This is a genomic window from Stenotrophomonas sp. 93052_Sma (genome assembly GCF_056481145.1).
Genome location: NZ_CM151134.1, coordinates 609,339 through 629,265, shown reverse-complemented (window position 1 = coordinate 629,265; position 19,927 = coordinate 609,339). Strand labels below are relative to the sequence as shown.

Here is a 19,927-nt window from a genome sequence, read left to right as displayed (position 1 = left end):
CCCGATCAGGCCCGTCCGACAACGACATGCTAGGCTCGCCATCATCATGGGTACAGAACCAGATGGCGGGAAGTTCGATGGATACAGATAACCAGAGCGCGATGATCCCACCCCGCTACCAACGGCTGTCCGATGAACTGGCCGAAGCCATCCACGGCGGACGTCTCCCGGTCGGCAGCCGCCTGCCTTCACTGCGGCAGATGGCCCTGCAGCGAAGGCTCAGCCTGAACACGGTGATCGCGGCCTATCGCCAGCTGGAGGACGCCGGCCTGGTCATTCCGCGGCCAAAGGCCGGCTTCGAGGTGGCGCCGCGATTGTCGGTGCCAGAGCGTTCGCTGCGTGATACCCCGTCCGCACCCACCGCACCACTGCAGCAGGTGCTGATGGCGCGCGTGCTGGAGGCACAACGTCGCTCCCGGAGTGATCGACCTGGCCTTCGCCGGTCCGCGCGGGCGCCAGTTCTATCCGGGCGCGCAGCTGGCCCGGCATACCGCGCAGGTGCTGCGGCACGGCCAGCAGACAGTGGAATCCTACGCGCGCCCGAACGGCTCCCCCAGGCTGCTGGCGCAGATCGTGCGTCGCGGTCCACGCATGGGCCTGCACACCCATAGCGAGCGGCTGCTGCTGACCCACGGCGCGATGGAGGCCCTGCAGCTGGCACTGCGCGCGGTCACCCAGCCCGGTGATGCGGTGGGCATCGAGGCGCCGTCCTACTTCAACCTGTACCCGTTGCTGGCCAACCTCGGCCTGCAGGCCATCGAGCTGCCCACCCACCCGCAGCACGGCCTGGATGTCGATGCACTGGAAGCGATGCTGGAGCACACGTCGCTGGCCGCACTGGTGGTGATGCCGACCGTACACAATCCGCTGGGCTGTACCATGCCGACACCCGCCAAGCAACGCCTGGCCGAACTGGTCAACGCGCGCCAGCTACCGCTGATCGAAGATGCGGTGTATGCCGAGCTGCAGTTCTGCGAACCGCCGGCGCCCTTGCTGAAGGCCTTCGATCGCGATGGCTGGGTGATGGTGGTCGGTGGGTTCTCCAAGACACTGGCACCGGATTACCGTATCGGCTGGCTGGATGGCGGCCGCTTCGCCGAGCGCATCGCGCTGCTGAAATTCCAGTCCACCGGTGGCGAGCCTCAACTGCTCGGCGATGCGGTGGCGGCGTATCTGGAAGCCGGAAGCTACGAGCATCACCTGCACCGCATGCGCCGGCTGTACCGCGAACAGGTGGGACGGCTGCGCCAGCTGGTGGCCGAACACTTCCCGGCCGGCACCCGTGCCACCGAGCCGCAAGGCGGCTTCCTGCTGTGGCTCGAACTGCCGGGCGTGGATACGCGTGAGCTGTTCGAACGTGCGCTGGTAGAGGACATCGTGTTCATGCCCGGCCAGGTGTATTCGCGTGGTGCGCGTTACCGCCACTGCCTGCGGCTGTCGTGCTGCCAGACCTTGGATGCGCGCTTCATCGGTGCGGTGGAGCGGCTGGGTGCGATCGCGCGGGAGCTGGCGGCTGCAGCACGGTAACGCCGGCCGCTGGCCGGCAACCTCGGGATCGCCAGGTGGATGCAGTTGCCGGCCAGCGGCCGGCACTACCTAGGATCACTCAAGCAGGTGCACGCCCAGCGCCGCGTGTACTCGCGCGGCGCGCTATCGCCACTGCCTGCGGCTGTCGTGCTGCCAGATGCTGGATGCGCGCTTCATCGGCGCGGTGGAGCGGCTCGGTGCGATCGCGAAGGAGCTGGCAGCTGCAACACGGTAGTGCCGGCCGCTGGCCGGCAACCTCGGGATCGCCGGGTGGATGCAGTTGCCGGCCAGCGGCCGGCACTACCCAGGATCACTCAAGCACGTGCGCGCCCAGCGCCGCGTGTACTCGCGCGGCGCACGCTACCGCCAATGCCTGCGGCTGTCGTGCTGCCAGACCTTGGATGCGCGCTTCATCGGTGCGGTGGAGCGGCTGGGTGCGATCGCGAAGGAGCTGGCGGCTGCGGCACGGTAACGCCGGTCGCTGGCCGGCAACCTCGGGATCGCCGGGTGGATGCAGTTGCCGGCCAGCGGCCGGCACTACCCAGGATCACTCGAGCAGGTACGCCGACAGCGCTTCGCCATCCTCTCCCGGCAGATACGGCAGCCGCCCCCAGCACGGCATCGGCAGGCGCTGCTGCAACGTCGCGATGTTCTCATCCTGGCGCTGCATCACCGGGTCGATGTGGTTGCCGATCCAGCCCAGGCACTCCACGCCGCTGGCCTGCAGCGACTGCGCAGTCAGCCGTGCGTGGTTGACGCAGCCCAGCCGCATGCCGACCACAAGTACTACCGGCAGATGCAATGCACGCACCAGGTCGAGCTGGTCGAGCGTGGCCGAGACCGGCGCCAGCCAACCGCCAACGCCCTCCACCACCACGACATCGGCCTGAGCACGCAGGCGCGCGAACGCTGCCACGATCGGCGCCAGTTCCACCTGCACGCCATCCTCGGCAGCGGCCAGCTCCGGCGCCAGCGGTTGCCGCAGCGCGTACGGATTCAGGTCGGCATAGACCGGCACCGGCCAACTGGCCGCCTGCAGCGCCAGCGCGTCCTCGTTGCGCAGGCCCTGCCCCAGGTCTTCGCTGCCGCTGGCCACCGGCTTCATGCCAACCGCGCGCAGGCCGCGCCGGCGCAGTGCATGCAGCAGCGCGGTGCTGGCCGCGGTCTTGCCGATCTCGGTATCGGTGCCGGTGACGAACAGGGCAGGCGGCAGCGTGGCGGGCAACGGCATCGATAAGCTCCAGCGGGGCAACAGAGCCTGCATTATCGCCGGCCCGGCGCGCTTGCTAGACTGCGGGCATGTTCGCCAATGCCTCGCTCACCGGCAGCAAGCCGGAACAATACGCCCAGCTGCTGGAACAGGCCCGCGGCCTGGTCTACGCCGAGTCCGACCGCATCGCCAACGCGGCCAACCTCTCCGCGCTGGTCTATCACGCTCTGCCCGACCTGAACTGGGTGGGCTTCTACCTGTACGACGGCAAGGAACTGGTGGTCGGGCCATTCCAGGGCCTGCCGGCCTGCGTGCGCATCCCGCTGGACAAGGGCGTGTGCGGTGCCGCCGCCAGCCAGCGCGTGACCCAGCGCGTGGAGGACGTCGATGCCTTCCCCGGCCACATCGCCTGCGATTCGGCCTCGCGCTCGGAACTGGTGGTGCCGTTGCTGCGCGGCGATGAACTGATCGGCGTGTTCGACATCGACAGCCCGAAAGTCGGCCGCTTCGATGCCGACGACCAGGCTGGCCTGGAAGCCATCGCCCGCGTGTTCGTCGAGGCGCTGGGATGAGCGCACCGAAGCTGCGCAACATCGGCCCGAAGAGTGCGGCGTGGCTGCGTCAGGTCGGCCTGCGCAGCCGCGAGGATCTGGTTGCGATCGGCGCGGTCGGCGCCTTCGTCAAGGTCAAGCGCGCCGGCTTCAAGCCCAGCCTGAACCTGCTCTATTCACTGGAAGGCGCGCTGCTGGACTGCCATTGGCAGGAACTGAGCGAGCCGCAGCGTGAGGCACTGGTGCAGGATTACGAAGCGCGCATCGCTGCGCATCCGCTGAAGGCGGCCGGCCCCGCTTCGGGCCCGGTGCATGAGCAGCGCTTCGATGCTGACGACGACGCTGAGGACAGCGTGGCCGAGCGCGCGGACGAGGATTGAGGCCTCCGCGTTCCTGGGGATGCCGGCCAGCGGCCGGCACCACCACTGCGATGCGGGATCGGTAGCGCCGGGTCATGCCCGGCGAGTGCGGTCAGGGCTGCTGCAGCTCCTGCAGTTCGCCCACCAGCCCGACCTCGCCGCGCTCCAGCCACACCCGCAGGCGTGTGCCGTGGTCAATACGCAGGGCCCAGCACAGCGACATCGGCAGGCCGCAGACCTGCGACAGCACCATGCGCAGCGGGCCGCCGTGGCTGACCACCAGCGTCGGCACCGGATCGTCATCATCAAGCAGGCGATCCAGCGCGCGCGATGCGCCGCTCGAAGTGGCCCCAGCTTTCGCCGTTCGGCGGCGGGAATGCATGCGGGTCGGCATGGAAGGCCGCCAATGCGTCCTCCGGCAGGTCGAACAGCGACTGCCCGTCCCAATCGCCGAAATCCAGCTCTTCCCATTCCTCGTCCGCTTCCACGTCCAGCCCGCGCGGCGTGGCCAGGGCCATCGCCGTGTGCAGCGAGCGCAGCCGCGGCGAACTGATCACCCGCTCCCAGGGCTGCGCAGCGTAGGCGTCGACCAGTTCCTGCGGCAGGCGGGCCAGCTGCGGTGGATCGCTGCGGCCATCGAGGAACTCATCGCGACCGTTGCCGGCATGGCGGACCAGGTCGAGGATCATGCGTGCGTCCTGTACAGGCAACGCGGGAACAGCGGAAAACGGGCGGACATCGGCAACGGCACCACGGGATCGAGGGACCATTCTAAGGGCACAGCAAAGGCAGTCGAGCACGCTCGACGCTACGGGCCGCCTGCGATGCCGTAGACTGCGCGCACTTCCAGGTGACCTGCGGCCACGGCCGGCAGGTTGAAACGGGAAGCCGGTGACGCGTGATTCCACGCCAGGCCGGCGCTGCCCCCGCAACGGTAAGCACGTCAGTTCCAGGCAACAACGCCACTGTGCCGCAGGCATGGGAAGGCGCCTGGACGGTGGCCTCGCGCCACCCGGCGGCAAGCCCGGAGACCGGCCAGGAAGCCTCAGGTCGCGATGCGGTGGGCATGGCGCTGGATGACCGCAGCCTGCGCTGCGGCGTCGGCGCATGCCTGCCTTCGCGGCTCCTCCCCTTCGCCACGCGGGCGTGCGTGGCACCTGGAGTCCCCCATGAAGCTGCAGTCCCGAATGCTGTCCCTGGCCGTGCTGGCCGCCCTGCCCGCGCTGGCCCAGGCCGCCGATGACACCACCGCGCTCGACCAGATCCTGGTCACCGCCACCCGCACCCCGATCGCCCTGCAGGACAGCATCGCGCCGGCCCAGGTGATCGACCGCGCGCAGATCGAATCCAGCCAGGCCACCTCGCTGCAGGAGCTGCTGCGCGGCCGCGCCGGCATCAACCTGACCAACTCCGGCGGCCTCGGCAAGCAGAGCTCGCTGTTCCTGCGCGGCACCAACTCGGGCCACACCGTGGTGCTGGTGGATGGTGTGCGCATCAACAGTGCCGACCTCGGCCTGGCCATGTACCAGGACCTGCCGCTGGCGCAGATCGAGCGCGTGGAAATCGTGCGCGGCCCGCAGTCCAGCCTGTACGGTGCCGACGCCATTGGTGGCGTGATCCAGATCTTCACCCGCCGCAACCAGGGCGATTTCGCTCCGCACTTCCAGCTCGGCGGTGGCAGCAACGGCCTGCGCGAAGCCAGCGGCGGCATCGGCGGTGGCACCGAACGCGGCTGGTTCGGCGCCGACATCGCCTACCAGCATTCCGACGGCATCGATGCCTGCCGCGGCTCCGCCTCGGTGTTCACCGCGGGCTGCTTTGCCGACGAGCACGACCGCGACGGCTACCGCAACCTGTCCAAGAGCCTGCGCGGCGGCTACAGCTTCAACGACCAGTGGACCGTGGAAGGCAGCGCACTGCGCGCCGACGGCAAGAACCACTACGACGGCTACTACAACTACTCGGAGACCCGCCAGCAGGTGCTGGCCGGCAAGGTGCGCTACACCCCGTCTGAACGCCTGGCTTTCACAGCCAACGTCGGCCGCAGTGACAACGAGTCGGACAACTTCGGCGACTTCGGCGCACGCGGCAGCGCGCAGACCCACCGCGACAGCGCCTCGCTGCAGGGTGACTTCACCTTGGCCGAAGGCCAGCTGTTGAGCACCGGCGTGGACTGGAGCGAAGACAACCTGGATGGCAGCAGCGCGGGCTACCTCGTCGACAGCCGTCGCAACACCGGCGTGTTCGTGCAGTATCAGGGCCGCTTCGGCCGCCACCAGCTGCAGGCCAGCGCACGCAACGACGACAACCAGCAGTTCGGCAACCATGCCACCGGCAGCGTGGGCTGGGCGATGGAACTGGAGCACGGCCTGCGCGTCAATGCCAGCTACGGCACTGCGTTCAAGGCGCCGACCTTCAGCGACCTGTACGACCCGTGGAGCGGGGTGCCGACGTTGAACCCGGAGAAGTCCAAGAGCGCCAATCTCGGTGTTTCGCAGCAGGGCCAGGGCTGGCATTGGGGCCTGGATGTGTACGAGACCCGCATCGATGACCTGATCACCTACGATGCGTCCACGATGAAGATGCAGCAGGTGGAGAAGGCGCGCATCCGCGGTGCCGAGCTGACCGGTGGCGTGCTGTTGGCCGGTTTCGACATCAACGCGCAGCTGAGCTACACCGACCCGCGCAACCGCACCCATGGCAGCACCCAGTTCGACAACTGGCTGCCGCGCCGTGCGCAGCAGACCGCGCGCCTGGACGTCGACCGCCGCTTCGGCGATTTCCGCGCCGGCCTGACCGTGCAGGGTGCGGGCAAGCGCTATGACGATGCGGCCAACGCGGTGAAGGTCGGTGGCTACGGCACGCTGGACCTGCGCGCCGAGTACGCGCTGACGCCGTCGTGGTCGCTGCTGGCGCGCCGCCAACGTATTCGACCGCACGTATGAAACCGTGGCGTGGTTCAACCAGCCGGGCCGCGAGTACCAGCTGAGCGTGCGTTACCAGCCGAAGTGACCGCGACGGTCATGGTAGTGCCGGCCGCCGGCCGGCAACATCATGACCTTCGACAGCGCATCGCGGGTTGCCGGCCAGCGGCCGGCACTACCCATTGCGTCGGCCCGGTTACCGCCCGGCGACCGGCGTTATCCGTTGCACCAGCCCTGCAACCCCGGCAGTTCACGCAGGTCGTCGATCACCGCCACCGCATGCGCGGTGGCCAGGTCCAGGCCGCGCGGATAGCCGTAACGCACCAGCGCGATCGGCATGCCTGCATCTTCGGCGGCACGGTAGTCGGTCAACGAATCACCGACCATCAGGCACGCCTCTACAGGCAGCCCGAAGTGCGCGGCGATATGCCGCAGCGGTTCACCACTGGGCTTGCGCTGCGGCAGGGAGTCGCCCCCCAGCACCAGCGCGAACGCATCACCGATGCCCAGATGCTGCAGCAGCGGTGGCACCAGCGCTTCGGGCTTGTTGGTGCAGATCGCCAGCGGCACGTTGCGCGCACGCAGTTGCGCCAGTGCTTCAGCCACGCCATCGAACAGACGCGGGCTGCGCAGCAGGCACTCACGGTAGTGCACCATGAACACCGGCATCACTTCGGCCAGGTCCACCTCGCGGCCGGCCGCATGCACGGCCTGTTCGACCAGGCGGCGCACACCGTCGCCGATCCAACCGAGCACCGTGGTTTCCGGCACGCGTGCCACACCGATGTCCTCCAGCGTGCGGTTCAGTGCTTCGGCGATATCAGCTGCGCTGTCGACCAGCGTGCCATCAAGGTCGAACACGACCAGCGGATAGGGATACGACAAGGGACGGCACCTGCATGACGTGGGGCCGTCCATTGTACGCCGCAGGTTTTTGCGCCGATCCGCCTCAGCCGATCCGGCGCGCGCGGGTCGCCAGGAAGGTGGGCAGATAGCGATCGATCAGGAATCGCGGCTGCGGCTGCCAGTCTTCCATGAAGCGATCGATGATGAAGCCGGCATCGAGCTGCCCACCGATCAGTTCGGTCAGGCTGTGGCCGAAGGTCAGCGCGTCACCCCGTGCCAGCTTCGCCTCGCGCTCGGCCGGCGCCAGGTCTTCCAGGTCCGAATAGGGAATGGCGTACTGTGGCCGGATCAGGCCCTGTGCATCCAGCTGCGGATCGCGCGCCGACGAACAGCACCGGGTTGTAGAAGCTGGCCATCAGCATGCCATCGCGTGCCAGCACGCGGCGGCATTCGGTCCACACCGGGCGCACATCAGGCACGTACAGGTTCGAGATCGGGTGGAACACCACATCGAAACTGTCGTTGGCAAACACGTGCAGATCGCGCATGTCGCCCTGCACGGTGCGCAGCTGCAGGCCATCGCGCGCGGCGACCCTGCGGTCCTGTTCCAGCTGCCCGTCGGAGAGATCGAACACGGTGACGTCAGCGCCCGCAGCGGCCAGCACCGGTGCCTGCTGGCCACCGCCTGAGGCCAGGCACAGGATGCGACGGCCGCGCACATCACCCATCCAGTCCAGTGGCAACGCGCGGGGCGTCAGGTGCACCTGCCAGCGGCCTTCGCGCGCGGCGGCAATCGTTGAACTTTCCACCGGGCGCGACCATTCGCGCACTTCGCTGGCCTGGCGGTCCCAGGCAGCACGGTTGTGGTCGATCAAGGCCTGTCCATGGTTCATGTGTTCTCCTTGCCCGGTGGGCGCCAATCCAGATCCTGGAAGGCCGGGCTGGCGAAACACTCGCCCAGGAAATCCAGGAATCGCCGCATGATAGCGGGCTGCTGGCGCCGTGACGCGTACACGGCATGAATGCCGAGTTCGTCCAGGCTGAATTCGGGCAGCAGTTCGATCAGCTCGCCACTGCGCAGCAGCGGCGCCACCTGGTAGGTCGGCAGCATGGCGATGCCGGCACCGGCGCGCACCGCCTCCAGCAGCAGCGAGGCCTCGTTGGCGCTGATGTTGCCACCCACCGCCACCGACAGCGAACGACCGTCGCGGTGCAGCTGCCACAGGCTCTTGCCGACGTAGTGGTGGGTCAGGCAGTTGTGCGCGGCCAGGTGCTCGGGAGCGGTCGGTGTGCCACGCGCCTGCAGGTAGGACGGCGTCGCGCACAGCACCGAACGGCAGGTGGCCAGCCGCCGCGCGATCAGGCTCGGGTCGATCTGGCGGGCGATGCGCACCGCCAGATCCACGCGCTCTTCCACCAGGTTCACCGTGCGGTCGACCAGCAGCAGCTCGATGCGCGCCGCCGGATGGCGCGCGACGAAGCCAGCCACCGCCCGTGCCAGATGGCTCTGCCCGAACGAGACGCTGGCGGTCACCCGCAACGTGCCATGCGGCTCGGGATCATCGCTGGCCAGTTCGCCCTGCAGTTCTTCACCGATCGCCAGCATCTGCCGGAAGCGCGCCAGTGCCGCCTCTCCAGGACCGGTCAGGCTGACCCGGCGCGTGGTCCGGTGCAGCAGCCGTGCGCCCAGCCAGCCCTCGACCTCGGCCAGGTAGCGGCTGACCATCGCCCGCGACATGTCCAGCACCTCGGCGGCGGCGGTGAGGCTGCCGCGCTCGGCCACCTCGACGAAGACGGTCATGGCGGTCAATCGGTCCATATGCTCGATCCATGCAACAAACAAGCGCGTTATACGCTGTTTTTCGATCAACTGCAGCAGCCTAGAGTGGCCCCATTCCCACCCCACACCGCCCCACGGAGTCCTGCCATGAAGATCGCCCTCGTTGGTTCCACCGGCAACATCGGCCGCCAGATCGCCCGCCACGCGCTGGCCCGCGGCCACGAACTCACTGTCATCGTACGCAGCGCGCAGGACCTCCCGGCCGAGCTGGCCGGTGCCCATCCGGTGATCGCCTCGCTGGATGACCAGGACGCGCTGGTTGCCGCCATCACCGGCCACGACGTGCTGGCCAGTGCCTACGGCCCGCGCCCGGGCGATGACATCGGCCGCGTCGGCGAGGTCGCCGCGCAGCTGGCCGCCGCCGCACGCAAGGCCGGCGTGCCCCGCCTGGTGGTGGTCGGTGGCGCCGGCAGCCTCGAAGTCGCACCCGGCGTGCAGCTGGTCGATACCCCCACCTTCCCGGAGGCCTACAAGCCGTACGCACTGGCCCACCGTGAGGCGTTCAACCGCCTGCAGGCGGTGGATGACCTGGACTGGACCTTCTTCTCGCCGGCCGCCGAAATCGGCCCGGGCGAAGAGCGCGGCCAGTACCGCGTACAGCCCAAGGCCTTCCTGGCTGATGCCAGCGGCCACAGCCGCATCAGCTACGCCGACTACGGCGCGGCGTTCGTCGCCGAGCTGGAAGCGCACCAGTACCCGAAGCAGATCATCACTGCGGCGTACTGATGCCAGGCCGCCGGGCATGGCCCGGCGCTACCCACCTGTGAGCCAGGCCCACGCCCGGCTCGCCGTCCGCCACAAGGAATGCCCCATGCGTACCGCTGCCCTGCTGCTCCCCCTCGCCCTGGCCGCCAGCTTCACCAGTGCGCCACTGCTCGCCGCGCCGGCCGCCGCGGCGCCGGCCACGGCCACGAAATCCCAGCTGCACCTGCAGACCTTCCATCCCGGCCCGCAGGCGATGTTCTCGGTGTCCTCGGTGCTGATCGAAGGCCGCCACGACGCGATCCTGGTCAATGCGCAGTTTGGTGCCAGCGACGCGCGCAAGCTGGTCGAGCTGATCCGCACCAGCGGCAAGCAGCTGACCACCATCTACATCAGCCACGGCGATCCGGACTACTACTTCGGCCTGGCCACGCTGCAGGACGCGTTCCCGCAGGCGCGCGTCGTCGCCACTGCGCAGACCGTCGCCCACATCCAGCAGACCCAGGCCGGCAAGCTGGCCTACTGGGGACCGAAGATGGGCGCCGACGTGCCGGCGCGCATCGTGGTGCCGCAGGTGCTGGACGGCGATGCCCTGCAACTGGAAGGCCAGCGCCTGCCGCTGATCGGCCTGGATGGACCCACGCCGGACCGCACGGTGCTGTGGGTGCCGTCGCTGCGCGCGATCGTCGGTGGCATTCCGGTGGTGGCCGGTGAACACGTGTGGATGGCCGACACGCAGACGCCGAAGTCGCACACCGACTGGCTGCAGACCCTGCAGCGGCTGCAGGCACTGAAGCCGAAGGTGGTGGTGCCGGGGCATTACGCGCCGGGTGCGGCGTTGGATGCCAGTGCGCTGCGCTTCACCTCGGACTACATCCGCGCGTTCGATGTTGAGGCGGCAAAGGCGAAGGACAGTGCGGCGCTGGTGAAAGCAATGCAGGCGCGGTACCCGAAGCTGGCGGGCGTGGAGTCGCTGGAGCTGAGTGCGAAGGTGGCCAAGGGCGAGATGCAGTGGCCATGAGGTAGGGAGTTTTCTTTTGCAGGGCTGCGCCCTGCACCTGCTCAATGCAACGGCAACAGCCGAAGCAACAGCTGGCTATCCGTGGGATGGCGAGGTGGGTCCGGTTGCGGGGGACGCCGTGAATCCGTCCATGGAGGCTCGGTCGCGCCATCCATGGCGCTCACGCCCCCGCAACCGGACCCACCCCGCCTTCGACAGTTCTCTGCGATCTGCCTGGATGGCATGTCTCCGCAACCTGTCTGGATGGCATGACCTGCTCTTGGTAGGTGTCGACCTTGGTCGACACGAAGATCAGCTACGTGGGGACTCGTTCGGCCCGTGCTCGAACAGTTCCCCCTGCACCACCGGCTCCTTTTCGCGGAAGCCACCGAGTCCGACACCCACCAGCCGGTAGCGGGTCTCCGCCGGCAGGTCGACGCGGGCGCGCAGGGCCAGGGCGATGTCGCGCAGTTCTTCCATCGATTCCGGCGGGCGCTCCGGGGTGAAGCTGCGGGTGAGGATGCGGAACTGCGCGGTCTTCAGTTTCAGCACCACGGTGTGGCCGACGCGTTCGGTCTTGCGCGTGGCATTCCAGGTTTTCTCTGCCAACTGCACGATCGCCTCCCCCAGGTCTTCCAACGGCAGGTCTTCGGCGAAGGTGTCTTCGGAGGAAATCGACTGCACCTGTTGGTCCGGCTCCACCGGCCGCTCGTCGATGCCGCGTGCGCGGTTGTACAGGCTGCGGCCGAAACTGCCGAACGCCTCTTCCAGGTCGATCAGTGCCCACTGCCGCAGGTCGCCGCAGGTGACGATGCCGCGCGCGGCCAGCTTGCCTTCCATCACCTTGCCGACGCCGGGCACGCGGTTCACCGGCAGTGGCAGCAGGAAGGCGTCCACCCGCTGCGGTGGAATCACGAACTGGCCGTCGGGCTTGCGCCAGTCCGAGGCGATCTTGGCCAGGAACTTGTTCGGCGCGATCCCGGCTGAAGCAGTCAGGTTCGTTTCCTCGCGGATCTGCGCGCGGATGGTGCGGGCGATGTCGGTGGCCAGTTCAATGCCACTCTTCGGCTCGGTCACGTCCAGATAGGCCTCGTCCAGCGACAGCGGCTCGACCAGGTCGGTATGGCGCAGGAAGATCGCGCGTACCTGCTGTGACACCGCCTTGTAACGCGCGAAGTCCGGCGGCACGAAGATCGCGTCCGGGCACAGGCGCTCGGCACGCACGGCGGGCATCGCCGAACGCACGCCGAACACGCGCGCCTCGTAGGACGCCGCACACACCACCGAGCGGGCACCCCGCCATGCCACGACCACCGGCTTGCCGCGCAGTGACGGATCGTCGCGCTGCTCCACCGACGCGTAGAACGCGTCCATGTCAACGTGGATGATCTTGCGCAGTCGGGTCATGTCAGGTGGGAAAGGCGGGGCCGGGCCGGGTGGGCCACACGCCGAAGTATGGTCGTTGCACATCAACAGGATGCGCGTATTCCCTTGAAAACACTACGGTTGCGTACGGTTGAAATGTTTGATCGGCGCAGTTTCCACGGGCATCCTCGAGCGCTTGTTTCCCTGTTTCCCCGCTTCCAGGATTGTGCTTCATGACCCGTCTCCACGCGTTCAACCGCGAACAGCTGCTGGCCAGCGCACGCGGTGAACTGTTCGGCACCGCCGCCGGCCGTTTGCCCAACGATCCGATGCTGATGTTCGACCGCATCACCGACATCCGCGAGGACGGCGGACCGCATGGCAAGGGCATGGTACGCGCCGAACTGGATATCCGCCCGGACCTGTGGTTCTTCGGCTGCCACTTCACCGGCGACCCGGTGATGCCCGGCTGCCTCGGCCTGGATGCCATGTGGCAGCTGACCGGCTTCTTCCTGACCTGGCTGGGCGCCCCCGGCAAGGGCCGCGCACTGGGCTGCGGCGAGGTGAAGTTCACCGGCCAGGTACTGCCGGAGGCCAAACTGGTGCGCTACGAGATCGACATCAGCCGTGTCATCAACCGCAAGCTGGTGATGGCCCAGTCGGACGCCCGCATGTACGTGGATGACCGCGAAATCTACAGCGCGCGACCTGCGCGTCGGCCTGTTCACTGAAACCGGGAGCTTCTGATGCGTCGCGTCGTCATCACCGGCATGGGCATCACGTCCTGCCTCGGCAATGATCTGGATACCGTTTCGGCTGCGCTGCGCGAAGGGCGCTCGGGCATCACCGCCCTGGCCGACCACGCCGAAGCGGGCCTGCGCAGCCAGGTAGGCGGTCGCGTCGACCTCGACCTGGAGGCGCTGATCGACCGCAAGCAGAAGCGCTTCATGAGCGATGCGGCGGCCTTCGCCTACCTGTCCATGCGCGATGCGATCGCCGATGCCGGGCTCAGCCCCGAGCAGGTCAGCAACCTGCGCACCGGCCTGATCGCCGGTTCCGGCGGCGGCTCCAGCGAATGGCAGATCGGCGCAGTCGACCTGCTGCGCGAACGCGGTGTGCGCAAGGTCGGCCCGTACATGGTGCCGCGCACGATGTGCTCGACGGTCTCGGCCTGCCTGGCCACGGCCTACCAGATCAAGGGTGTCAGCTACTCGCTGTCGGCCGCCTGCGCGACCTCGGCGCACTGCATCGGCGCCGCCGCGGACATGATCCGCCATGGCGCGCAGGACATCATGTTCGCCGGTGGCGGTGAAGACCTGCACTGGTCGATGAGCGTGATGTTCGATGCGATGGGTGCGCTGTCGACCAGCTTCAACGAGACCCCGGCCAGCGCCTCGCGTCCATACGACAAGGACCGCGACGGCTTCGTCATCGCCGGTGGCGGCGGCATGCTGGTGCTGGAGGACTACGACCACGCGGTTGCGCGCGGTGCGCACATCCATGCCGAGCTGATCGGCTATGGCGTGACGTCCGATGGCGCCGACATGGTCGCGCCGTCCGGTGAAGGCGCGGTGCGCTGCATGAAGATGGCGCTGCAGGACGTCGATCGTCCGCTGGACTATCTCAACACCCACGGCACTTCCACGCCGCTGGGCGACGTCACCGAGCTCAACGCGATCCGCGAAGTGTTCGGCGATGCGGTGCCACCGCTGTCCTCGACCAAGGCGCTGTCCGGCCATTCGCTGGGTGCGGCCAGCGTGCATGAGGCGATCTACTGCCTGCTGATGATGCGCGATGGCTTCGTTGCCGGTTCGGCCAACATCGGCGAACTGGACCCGAAGGTGGAAAGCTTCCCGATCCTGCGCGAGAGCCGCGAGCAGAAGCTGGATACGGTGATGTCCAACAGCTTTGGCTTCGGTGGCACCAACGCTGCACTGGTGTTCGGGCGGGTGTGATGGGGCAGGTGTGCCGACCAACGGTCGGCACCCGTAGAGTCGAGCTTGCTCGACTGCATTGAAAAGCGTGCCAACCAAGGTTGGCACCTACCGGGGCGTTTGGGCGTGCCAACCAAAGTCGGCACCTACCAGGGCGTTTGGGCGTGCCAACCAAGGTTGGCACCTGCCGGGGCATTGGGTGTGCCGACCCACGGTCGGCGCCCACCGTTACCTCGGCAGCAGCGGCAGCAGCAGCGCGTGCGCGTCCACCAGCGAGCCGACGATGCGGTGACCCAGTGCGCGCAGCTCTTCATCCGGATGCACCAGGTCCGGCACCTGGATCACGGTCATGCCGGCAGCCAGCGCTGCACGCGTGCCGGCCGGTGAGTCTTCCAGCGCCAGGCAGCGCTCGGGCACCTGGCCCAGCCGCTGCGCGGCCAGCAGGTAGATATCCGGCGCCGGCTTCGGCCGCGCCACATCACCACTGGTGATCACGGCATCGAAATACGGCAGCAGGCCGGCAGCGGCCAGCTTGCGGTTGGCCCGCGGCTGCCGCGTGGTGGTTGCCACCGCGCGCGGTACCGCGTGCGCTTTCAGCAGCTCCAGCAGCTCCAGAATGCCCGGACGCAGCGGCAGGCCGGTCTGTGTGCGTGCTTCGTACAGCTCATGGCAGCGTGCGGCCACCGCTTCGATCACGCTGTCCTCGATGCCCTGCGCACGCAGCAGCGCGTGCGTGTCACGGTCACCGAGGCCGACCATGCGCAGGAACACCGCCTCGTCCAGGCCCAGTCCGAACTCGTCGGCGGCCTCGCTCCAGCAGGCCAGCGAGACCCGCTCGCTGTCGATCATCAGGCCGTCCATGTCAAAGATGACGGCGTCGGGCAGGAACGGCAGCGCAGCGATGGTGGTCATGGAGCGAACAGCGTATCCAGATCGGTGGAGGTGAGCTGCCGCCATTGCCCCTCGTCCAGTCCCTGCAGGTCCAGCCCGCCGACGCGGCTGCGGTGCAGGGTCTGCACGTGGTTGCCGGTGGCGGCGAACATGCGGCGTACCTGATGGTAGCGGCCTTCATGCAGTACCAGGCGTGCGCGACGCGCATCCAGCACTTCCAGTTCAGCCGGCAGCAGGGGGGTCTTCTCGGACTCCAGCATCAGCGTACCGCTGGCGAACAACGCCACTTCGTCGCCGCGCAGGTCGTCGCTCAGTTCCACTTCGTAGACCTTGGGCAGCTTCGACTTCGGCGAGATGATCCGGTGCAGCAGGCCACCATCCTCGGTCAGCAGCAGCAGGCCGCTGGTCTCGCGGTCGAGGCGGCCCACGGTGGACAGCACCGGATCGCGGTCACGGAAGCGCGGCGGCAGCAGGTCGTAGATCAAGCGGCCGGTGTCCTTGGTCGAACAGGTGTAGCCGGCCGGCTTGTGCAGCGCGATCGACAGCCCCACCGGCGGGTCCAGCGGCTCGCCGTCGACCCGGATCGCCTCGTGCGGCACCTGGTCGTCGGCATACAGCACCTCGCCGTCGGCGTCGGTGACGCGGCCTTCGCGGAACATCCACTGCACCTGCTTGCGGCTGCCATAGCCCAGGTTGGCGATGAGCTTGACCAGCTTCACTTGCCCTTCCCCTTCACCGCTTCCACCAGCTTGAAGCCATCACGCTCGGCGATCACGCGCACCGCGCCAAAGCTCTCGTTGAGCGTGTACTCGTACGGCAGGTGGCGGTTGGCCACCACGTACAGGCGTCCGCCCGGGCGCAGCGCCTGCGCGGCCACGGCGATGAAGCGCTGGCCGATGTCCGGGCGATCGGCGCGCGACGGCGTGTGGAACGGCGGGTTGCTGATGATGACGTCGTAGCCCGGTTCGATACCCGCGGTGACGTCCTGCCACAGGAAGCGCAGCGGCAGCGCGCGGCGGCGGCGCCAGGTTCAGTTCGGCCAGGGCCAACGCACGCTGCTCGGCTTCGTACAGATCCAGCGCGGTGATCTTCGGGCAGCGTTCCAGCAGCTCGCGCGACAGGTAGCCATAGCCCGCGCCGAGGTCGGCGGCACGCCCGGCCAGGTCGGCCGGCAGGTGCTCGGCCAACAGCGCCGACGCCGGGTCGATGCGATCCCAGGCGAACACGCCCGGGCGGCTGAGGAAACGGCCGCCGACGATCGGCCGCACCGCATCCAGTGCCGACCAGCGCTTGGCCAGGTCGGCGTCGTGCTGGCCCTGCATCGGGGCGGTCCAGTACACGCGACAGTGGTTCTTGGTCAGGCTGCCGCCGAGGCCGGTCAGTTGCTTGAGGTCACCCTCGCCCGAACGTGCACCTTCGTTGTTGGACTGGCAGGCGACGATGCGGCCGCCGTCGGCGACCAGCGCCAGCGCGCGCGAACAGGGCACGGGCCTCCTCGCGCTGGCGCGGCGGCAGCACCAGCACCAGCGGGTAGCGGCCCTTGCCGGCCACATCATCCAGCTGGCCGCTGACGGTCCAGCCGGCGGCCTGCTGCAGCGGCTGCGCGAACGGGGCAAAGCTCTGCTCGCAATGCACTTCGCGGTTGCCGGCCACTTCGCGCAGCGGCCAGCCGTCGCGGGCACGCAGGAAGGCCACCGGGCCCTCCGGCCAGCGCAGGGCGCCTTGGGAGAACGGCAGGAACAGGGTCTGCAGGGGGGCGTCGTCGCTGGAGGCCATCGGCGCGGGTACTTCAAGCGTGAGGGCCGTCCATTGTACCGGCTTGGCCGGGCCGGCCCCGGCGGCCGCTTTGCGAAACCCGAACGGGGCCTTGATCTGCCAGCAACATTGAAACGTTCAGGGTAGAGGCTCCCCCGGAAACCCAGGAGAACCTGCATGCGAGCCTTGTTCGTCGGTGGCGTGGTCGACAACAGTGAAATGGACCTGGAAGGCAGCCATCCGCCCGTGCATTACCCCGAGGACACCGGCGGTGGCCACTCGCGCTACCGGCTGCACCAGGTCGGCCATGGTGCCGACGGAAGCGTGGCCTATGCGGTGTACGGCGCACCGGACCTGGCCGACGACGAGGTGGCGAGGGTGGCGGAAGAACGCGCCTATGCGCGCCGGTTCGAGGCGACGCCTACGTTGTTCGAGCATTGATCCCAACAGCCACGCATGGCGTGGCTCTACTGCAACCTCTGGAAAATCCACGCTGTGCGTGGACGGCATGAGGCCTGGCCGATGACGAGGTCACGCACATCCATGCGTGGCCCTTTCCAGTAGATCCACGCCATGCGTGGATGGGGTTGGCAGGTTGCCGTCAGACCCTGGGCGGCAACCTGCGGATGCTGGCGATCTCATCCAGCCACACATGGTGCTGCTGCACCGGCGTGTCGTAGTCATCCAGGCGCAGCTGGCCGTTGCTGCCTTCGTCGCCGGCCTCGTTGCGGTATTGCTGCACCGTCGGTTTCACGGCGACGGTGCCGAGCAGTCGGCGACCATCGTGCAGGGTCAGTTCCACCTGCGTTTCGCCTTCCAGCTGCGGCAGCAGGGCTTCCAGGCGCGCGATCTGCGCCGGATCGGTGTGGATGCGGGGAGCTGTACGGGACATCGGCGACCTCCTGCGTGCAGGGTCGCCGATCGGCCGTGAATGCTCAGTGCAGCGCGCTGTCCGCGCGTGGCACCTGCACTTTGCGTACCGCAGCCACCAGCTGTGCCACCGAGTACGGCTTGGCCACGTGTTCCTGGAAGCCCGACGCCAGCGCTCGGCGCCGGTCATCGGCACGTGCCAGCGCGGTCACGGCAACCGCCGGCAGGGTCATCGCATCCACGCCCATGTCCTCGCGCAGCGTGCGCACCAGGCCATAGCCATCCATGCCCGGCATGCCGATGTCGGTCAGCATCACGTGGTACTGCAGGTGCCCGGTATCGGCCAGCAGCGCCAGCGCTTCACCGGCCGAGCTGGCTGCCGACACGCTTGCGCCCTGCTCTTCCAGCATGCGCCGCAGGTACTCCAGCACTTCCGGCTGGTCTTCCACCGCCAGCACGTGCATGCCACGCAGCGGATACGGCTCGACGATCACCGGCTCCAGGATCGGTCCGCTGATCACTTCGCGCAGCGGCCGCCGTTCGGCATCGGGAATGTGCTGCGGCAGGCGCACGGTGAAGGTGGCGCCGTGGCCATGGCCCTCGCTGGCGGCGGCGACGGTACCGCCATGCAGTTCGACCAGCTGCTGCACGATTGCCAGACCCAGGCCGAGGCCGCCATGCCGTCGGGTGGTGGTGCCATCGGCCTGGCGGAAGCGGCTGAACAGATGATTGAGGAATTCGGGCGCGATGCCGTCGCCGGTGTCGCGCACGGTGATCACCCAGTGGTTGCCGTCGGCCTGCAGCTGCAGATCGATGCGGCCTTCGGCCGGGGTGAACTTGATCGCATTCGACAGCAGGTTCCACAACACCTGCTGCAGGCGGGTGGCATCGCCCAGCACCAGGCTGGGCTGCTCCGGCAGCTGCAGGCTCACGTCCAGCGCCTTGCCTTCGGCGACCAGCTCCTGCGCGCCGATGGCTTCGCCCAGCAGGTCGCGCAGATCCAGTATCTCCACCTCCAGCTGCACCTTGCCCAGCAGCATGCTGCTGAGGTCGAGCATGTCCGAGATCAGCCGCTTCTGCGCACCGGCGCTGTTGGCGATCACGTTCAGGCCCTTGTACAGCGGGCTGGTGTTGTCCACGCGCTGCAGCAGCAGTTCGCTCCAACCGAGGATGGTGGTCAGTGGCGTACGCAGTTCATGCGACAGCGTGGCCAGGAACTCGTCCTTCAGCCGCGCCATGTTCTCGGCTGCGCTGCGCGCGGCACGCTCGGACTGCAGCAGCTCCTCGCGGGCCAGTTCGATCTCGCGGCGTTCGGTCACGTCCGGGCTGCTGCCGGCCAGGCCGATGAAGCGGCCCATCCGCGAGAAGCGCGGACGCGCGTTCATCTCCAACCAACGCCAGTCGCCATCGGCGCGTCGGGCCCGCACCAGCGCATGCATCGACCGCTGCGCCTTCAGCGCTTCCTGCAGTTCGTACTCGAACACCGACGCATCGTCCGGGTGCACCAGGCCACGCCAGACATCTTCCGGCACGCGCGTCTCGTCGCCGCCGAAGAACTCACTGAAAGCGCTGTTGACGAAACGGGCATGGCCGCGCTCGTCGAGCACCCACACCGGCATCGGCAGGCCATCGGCCAGCGCACTGAAGCGGGCTTCGCTTTCGCCCAGCTCCACTTCCATCTGCTTGCGCGCGGTGATGTCGAAGAACAGGATGCCGACCTTGTCCTCACCCGGGCGGCCCACGCGCACCGCATCCACCGCGAACGAGCGGCCCAGCGCACGCGCTTCCATCTCGAACTGTGCCGGCCGGCCACTGCGGGCAACTTCGCCGTAGATGCGGAACCAGTCTTCCTCGTGGCCCGGTTCCAGCGCCGTCATGCGCTGGCCACGCGCATCCTTCAGGCCGGTGTGGCGCTCGAATGCGTCGTTGACCTCGATGAAACGATAGTCGACCGCACGATCGCCCTCGAACAGCACCTGGATCACGCAGAAACCGGCGTTGATGCGCTCAAGCACGCCATGATGCAGGTCGGGTTCGGGCGCCGGCACCATCATCGGTGGGCGCTCCACGAGGGGCGGCAGTGTGGACAAGGGCGTCAGTGCAGGCCGGGTTGGAGGCACAGCATCTTCCAAAGGGCGTATTCACAGCGTCAA

At 68.1% G+C, this 19,927-nt stretch carries 15 protein-coding genes, 6 pseudogenes and 1 riboswitch; of the genes and pseudogenes, 10 read left to right on the top strand and 11 right to left on the bottom strand.

Features of this window, described 5'->3' with window-relative positions; genetic code table 11:
• Nucleotides 1–77: 77 nt before the first annotated feature.
• Both ACZK2V_RS02920 and ACZK2V_RS02915 read left to right on the top strand, forming a co-directional pair.
• A pseudogene (locus ACZK2V_RS02920) lies at nucleotides 78–1,527 on the top strand (aminotransferase-like domain-containing protein).
• A 322-nt stretch (nucleotides 1,528–1,849) separates the two neighbouring features.
• The gene (locus tag ACZK2V_RS02915) at nucleotides 1,850–1,999 is read left to right on the top strand and encodes a hypothetical protein (RefSeq protein ID WP_177179489.1); all 150 of its coding nucleotides are present in this window, start codon (nucleotides 1,850–1,852) and stop codon (nucleotides 1,997–1,999) included.
• A 75-nt stretch (nucleotides 2,000–2,074) separates the two neighbouring features.
• Here ACZK2V_RS02915 and bioD read toward each other — a convergent pair whose 3' ends face one another.
• Nucleotides 2,075–2,758 (bottom strand): dethiobiotin synthase, encoded by a 684-nt coding sequence (gene bioD / locus ACZK2V_RS02910; protein ID WP_049463380.1) that lies wholly within the window; start codon nucleotides 2,756–2,758, stop codon nucleotides 2,075–2,077.
• Nucleotides 2,759–2,826: 68 nt separating this feature from the next.
• On the opposite strand from bioD, the gene ACZK2V_RS02905 reads away from it, so the two are divergent.
• Together ACZK2V_RS02905 and ACZK2V_RS02900 are read left to right on the top strand one after the other, a co-directional pair.
• Nucleotides 2,827–3,309: a GAF domain-containing protein gene (locus ACZK2V_RS02905; protein WP_005407940.1), complete on the top strand. Its 483-nt coding sequence runs from the start codon at nucleotides 2,827–2,829 to the stop codon at nucleotides 3,307–3,309.
• Nucleotides 3,306–3,668 carry a TfoX/Sxy family protein gene (locus ACZK2V_RS02900; RefSeq protein ID WP_032128727.1) on the top strand — a complete coding sequence of 121 codons (363 nt, stop codon included), beginning with the start codon at nucleotides 3,306–3,308 and terminating at the stop codon, nucleotides 3,666–3,668. Before ACZK2V_RS02905 ends, ACZK2V_RS02900 begins: the two co-directional genes overlap by 4 nt.
• 91 nt (nucleotides 3,669–3,759) lie before the next feature.
• On the opposite strand, the pseudogene ACZK2V_RS02895 reads toward ACZK2V_RS02900, so the two are convergent.
• A pseudogene (locus ACZK2V_RS02895) lies at nucleotides 3,760–4,336 on the bottom strand (histidine phosphatase family protein).
• A gap of 142 nt (nucleotides 4,337–4,478) precedes the next feature.
• Nucleotides 4,479–4,701: riboswitch (cobalamin riboswitch) on the top strand.
• A 115-nt stretch (nucleotides 4,702–4,816) separates the two neighbouring features.
• On the opposite strand from ACZK2V_RS02895, the pseudogene btuB reads away from it, so the two are divergent.
• Nucleotides 4,817–6,659: pseudogene (gene btuB / locus ACZK2V_RS02890) on the top strand (TonB-dependent vitamin B12 receptor).
• Between the two features lie 128 nt (nucleotides 6,660–6,787).
• Here the strand turns inward: btuB and gph are convergent.
• From gph to ACZK2V_RS02875, 3 genes and pseudogenes are all read right to left on the bottom strand, one after another.
• Complete coding sequence (gene gph / locus ACZK2V_RS02885) at nucleotides 6,788–7,456, bottom strand: phosphoglycolate phosphatase (RefSeq protein ID WP_049462426.1); 669 nt, start codon at nucleotides 7,454–7,456, stop codon at nucleotides 6,788–6,790.
• 64 nt (nucleotides 7,457–7,520) lie between these two features.
• A pseudogene (locus tag ACZK2V_RS02880) lies at nucleotides 7,521–8,310 on the bottom strand (class I SAM-dependent methyltransferase).
• The gene (locus ACZK2V_RS02875) at nucleotides 8,307–9,236 is read right to left on the bottom strand and encodes a LysR family transcriptional regulator (protein ID WP_032128732.1); all 930 of its coding nucleotides are present in this window, start codon (nucleotides 9,234–9,236) and stop codon (nucleotides 8,307–8,309) included. Before ACZK2V_RS02875 ends, ACZK2V_RS02880 begins: the two are co-directional and overlap by 4 nt.
• Before the next feature lie 108 nt (nucleotides 9,237–9,344).
• Between ACZK2V_RS02875 and ACZK2V_RS02870 the strand changes: the two genes are divergently transcribed.
• Nucleotides 9,345–9,983, top strand: coding sequence for an NAD(P)-dependent oxidoreductase (locus tag ACZK2V_RS02870; RefSeq protein ID WP_049462428.1), 639 nt, complete (start codon nucleotides 9,345–9,347; stop codon nucleotides 9,981–9,983).
• 85 nt (nucleotides 9,984–10,068) lie between these two features.
• Nucleotides 10,069–10,980 carry an MBL fold metallo-hydrolase gene (locus tag ACZK2V_RS02865; RefSeq protein ID WP_049462430.1) on the top strand — a complete coding sequence of 304 codons (912 nt, stop codon included), beginning with the start codon at nucleotides 10,069–10,071 and terminating at the stop codon, nucleotides 10,978–10,980.
• A 291-nt stretch (nucleotides 10,981–11,271) separates the two neighbouring features.
• On the opposite strand, the gene dinB is transcribed toward ACZK2V_RS02865, so the two are convergent.
• On the bottom strand, nucleotides 11,272–12,366 hold the full coding sequence (gene dinB, locus ACZK2V_RS02860) for a DNA polymerase IV (protein WP_049463455.1): 1,095 nt from the start codon (nucleotides 12,364–12,366) through the stop codon (nucleotides 11,272–11,274).
• Between the two features lie 191 nt (nucleotides 12,367–12,557).
• Between dinB and fabA the strand changes: the two are divergent.
• Together fabA and fabB are read left to right on the top strand one after the other, a co-directional pair.
• Nucleotides 12,558–13,071: pseudogene (gene fabA, locus ACZK2V_RS02855) on the top strand (3-hydroxyacyl-[acyl-carrier-protein] dehydratase FabA).
• The gene (gene fabB / locus ACZK2V_RS02850) at nucleotides 13,071–14,279 is read left to right on the top strand and encodes a beta-ketoacyl-ACP synthase I (protein ID WP_049424825.1); all 1,209 of its coding nucleotides are present in this window, start codon (nucleotides 13,071–13,073) and stop codon (nucleotides 14,277–14,279) included. The pseudogene fabA and the gene fabB overlap by 1 nt, the downstream one beginning before the upstream one ends.
• Before the next feature lie 207 nt (nucleotides 14,280–14,486).
• Here the strand turns inward: fabB and ACZK2V_RS02845 are convergent, their stop codons facing one another.
• The 3 genes and pseudogenes from ACZK2V_RS02845 to ACZK2V_RS02835 form a co-directional block, all read right to left on the bottom strand.
• Nucleotides 14,487–15,170, bottom strand: a complete 684-nt coding sequence (locus ACZK2V_RS02845; RefSeq protein WP_049463457.1) for an HAD family hydrolase — start codon at nucleotides 15,168–15,170, stop codon at nucleotides 14,487–14,489.
• Nucleotides 15,167–15,868 (bottom strand): pseudouridine synthase, encoded by a 702-nt coding sequence (locus tag ACZK2V_RS02840; RefSeq protein ID WP_049463458.1) that lies wholly within the window; start codon nucleotides 15,866–15,868, stop codon nucleotides 15,167–15,169. The genes ACZK2V_RS02845 and ACZK2V_RS02840 overlap by 4 nt, the downstream gene beginning before the upstream one ends.
• A pseudogene (locus ACZK2V_RS02835) lies at nucleotides 15,865–16,925 on the bottom strand (class I SAM-dependent methyltransferase). Before ACZK2V_RS02835 ends, ACZK2V_RS02840 begins: the two are co-directional and overlap by 4 nt.
• Before the next feature lie 156 nt (nucleotides 16,926–17,081).
• Here ACZK2V_RS02835 and ACZK2V_RS02830 point away from each other — a divergent pair.
• Entirely contained in the window at nucleotides 17,082–17,345 is a 264-nt protein-coding gene (locus ACZK2V_RS02830) for a hypothetical protein (protein ID WP_005407925.1), read from the top strand.
• A 160-nt stretch (nucleotides 17,346–17,505) separates the two neighbouring features.
• Here ACZK2V_RS02830 and ACZK2V_RS02825 read toward each other — a convergent pair whose 3' ends face one another.
• The gene (locus tag ACZK2V_RS02825; protein ID WP_049463459.1) at nucleotides 17,506–17,796 is read right to left on the bottom strand and encodes a DUF3247 family protein; all 291 of its coding nucleotides are present in this window, start codon (nucleotides 17,794–17,796) and stop codon (nucleotides 17,506–17,508) included.
• Between the two features lie 43 nt (nucleotides 17,797–17,839).
• Nucleotides 17,840–19,828 carry a hybrid sensor histidine kinase/response regulator gene (locus ACZK2V_RS02820; protein ID WP_032128739.1) on the bottom strand — a complete coding sequence of 663 codons (1,989 nt, stop codon included), beginning with the start codon at nucleotides 19,826–19,828 and terminating at the stop codon, nucleotides 17,840–17,842.
• Nucleotides 19,829–19,927: the final 99 nt, after the last annotated feature.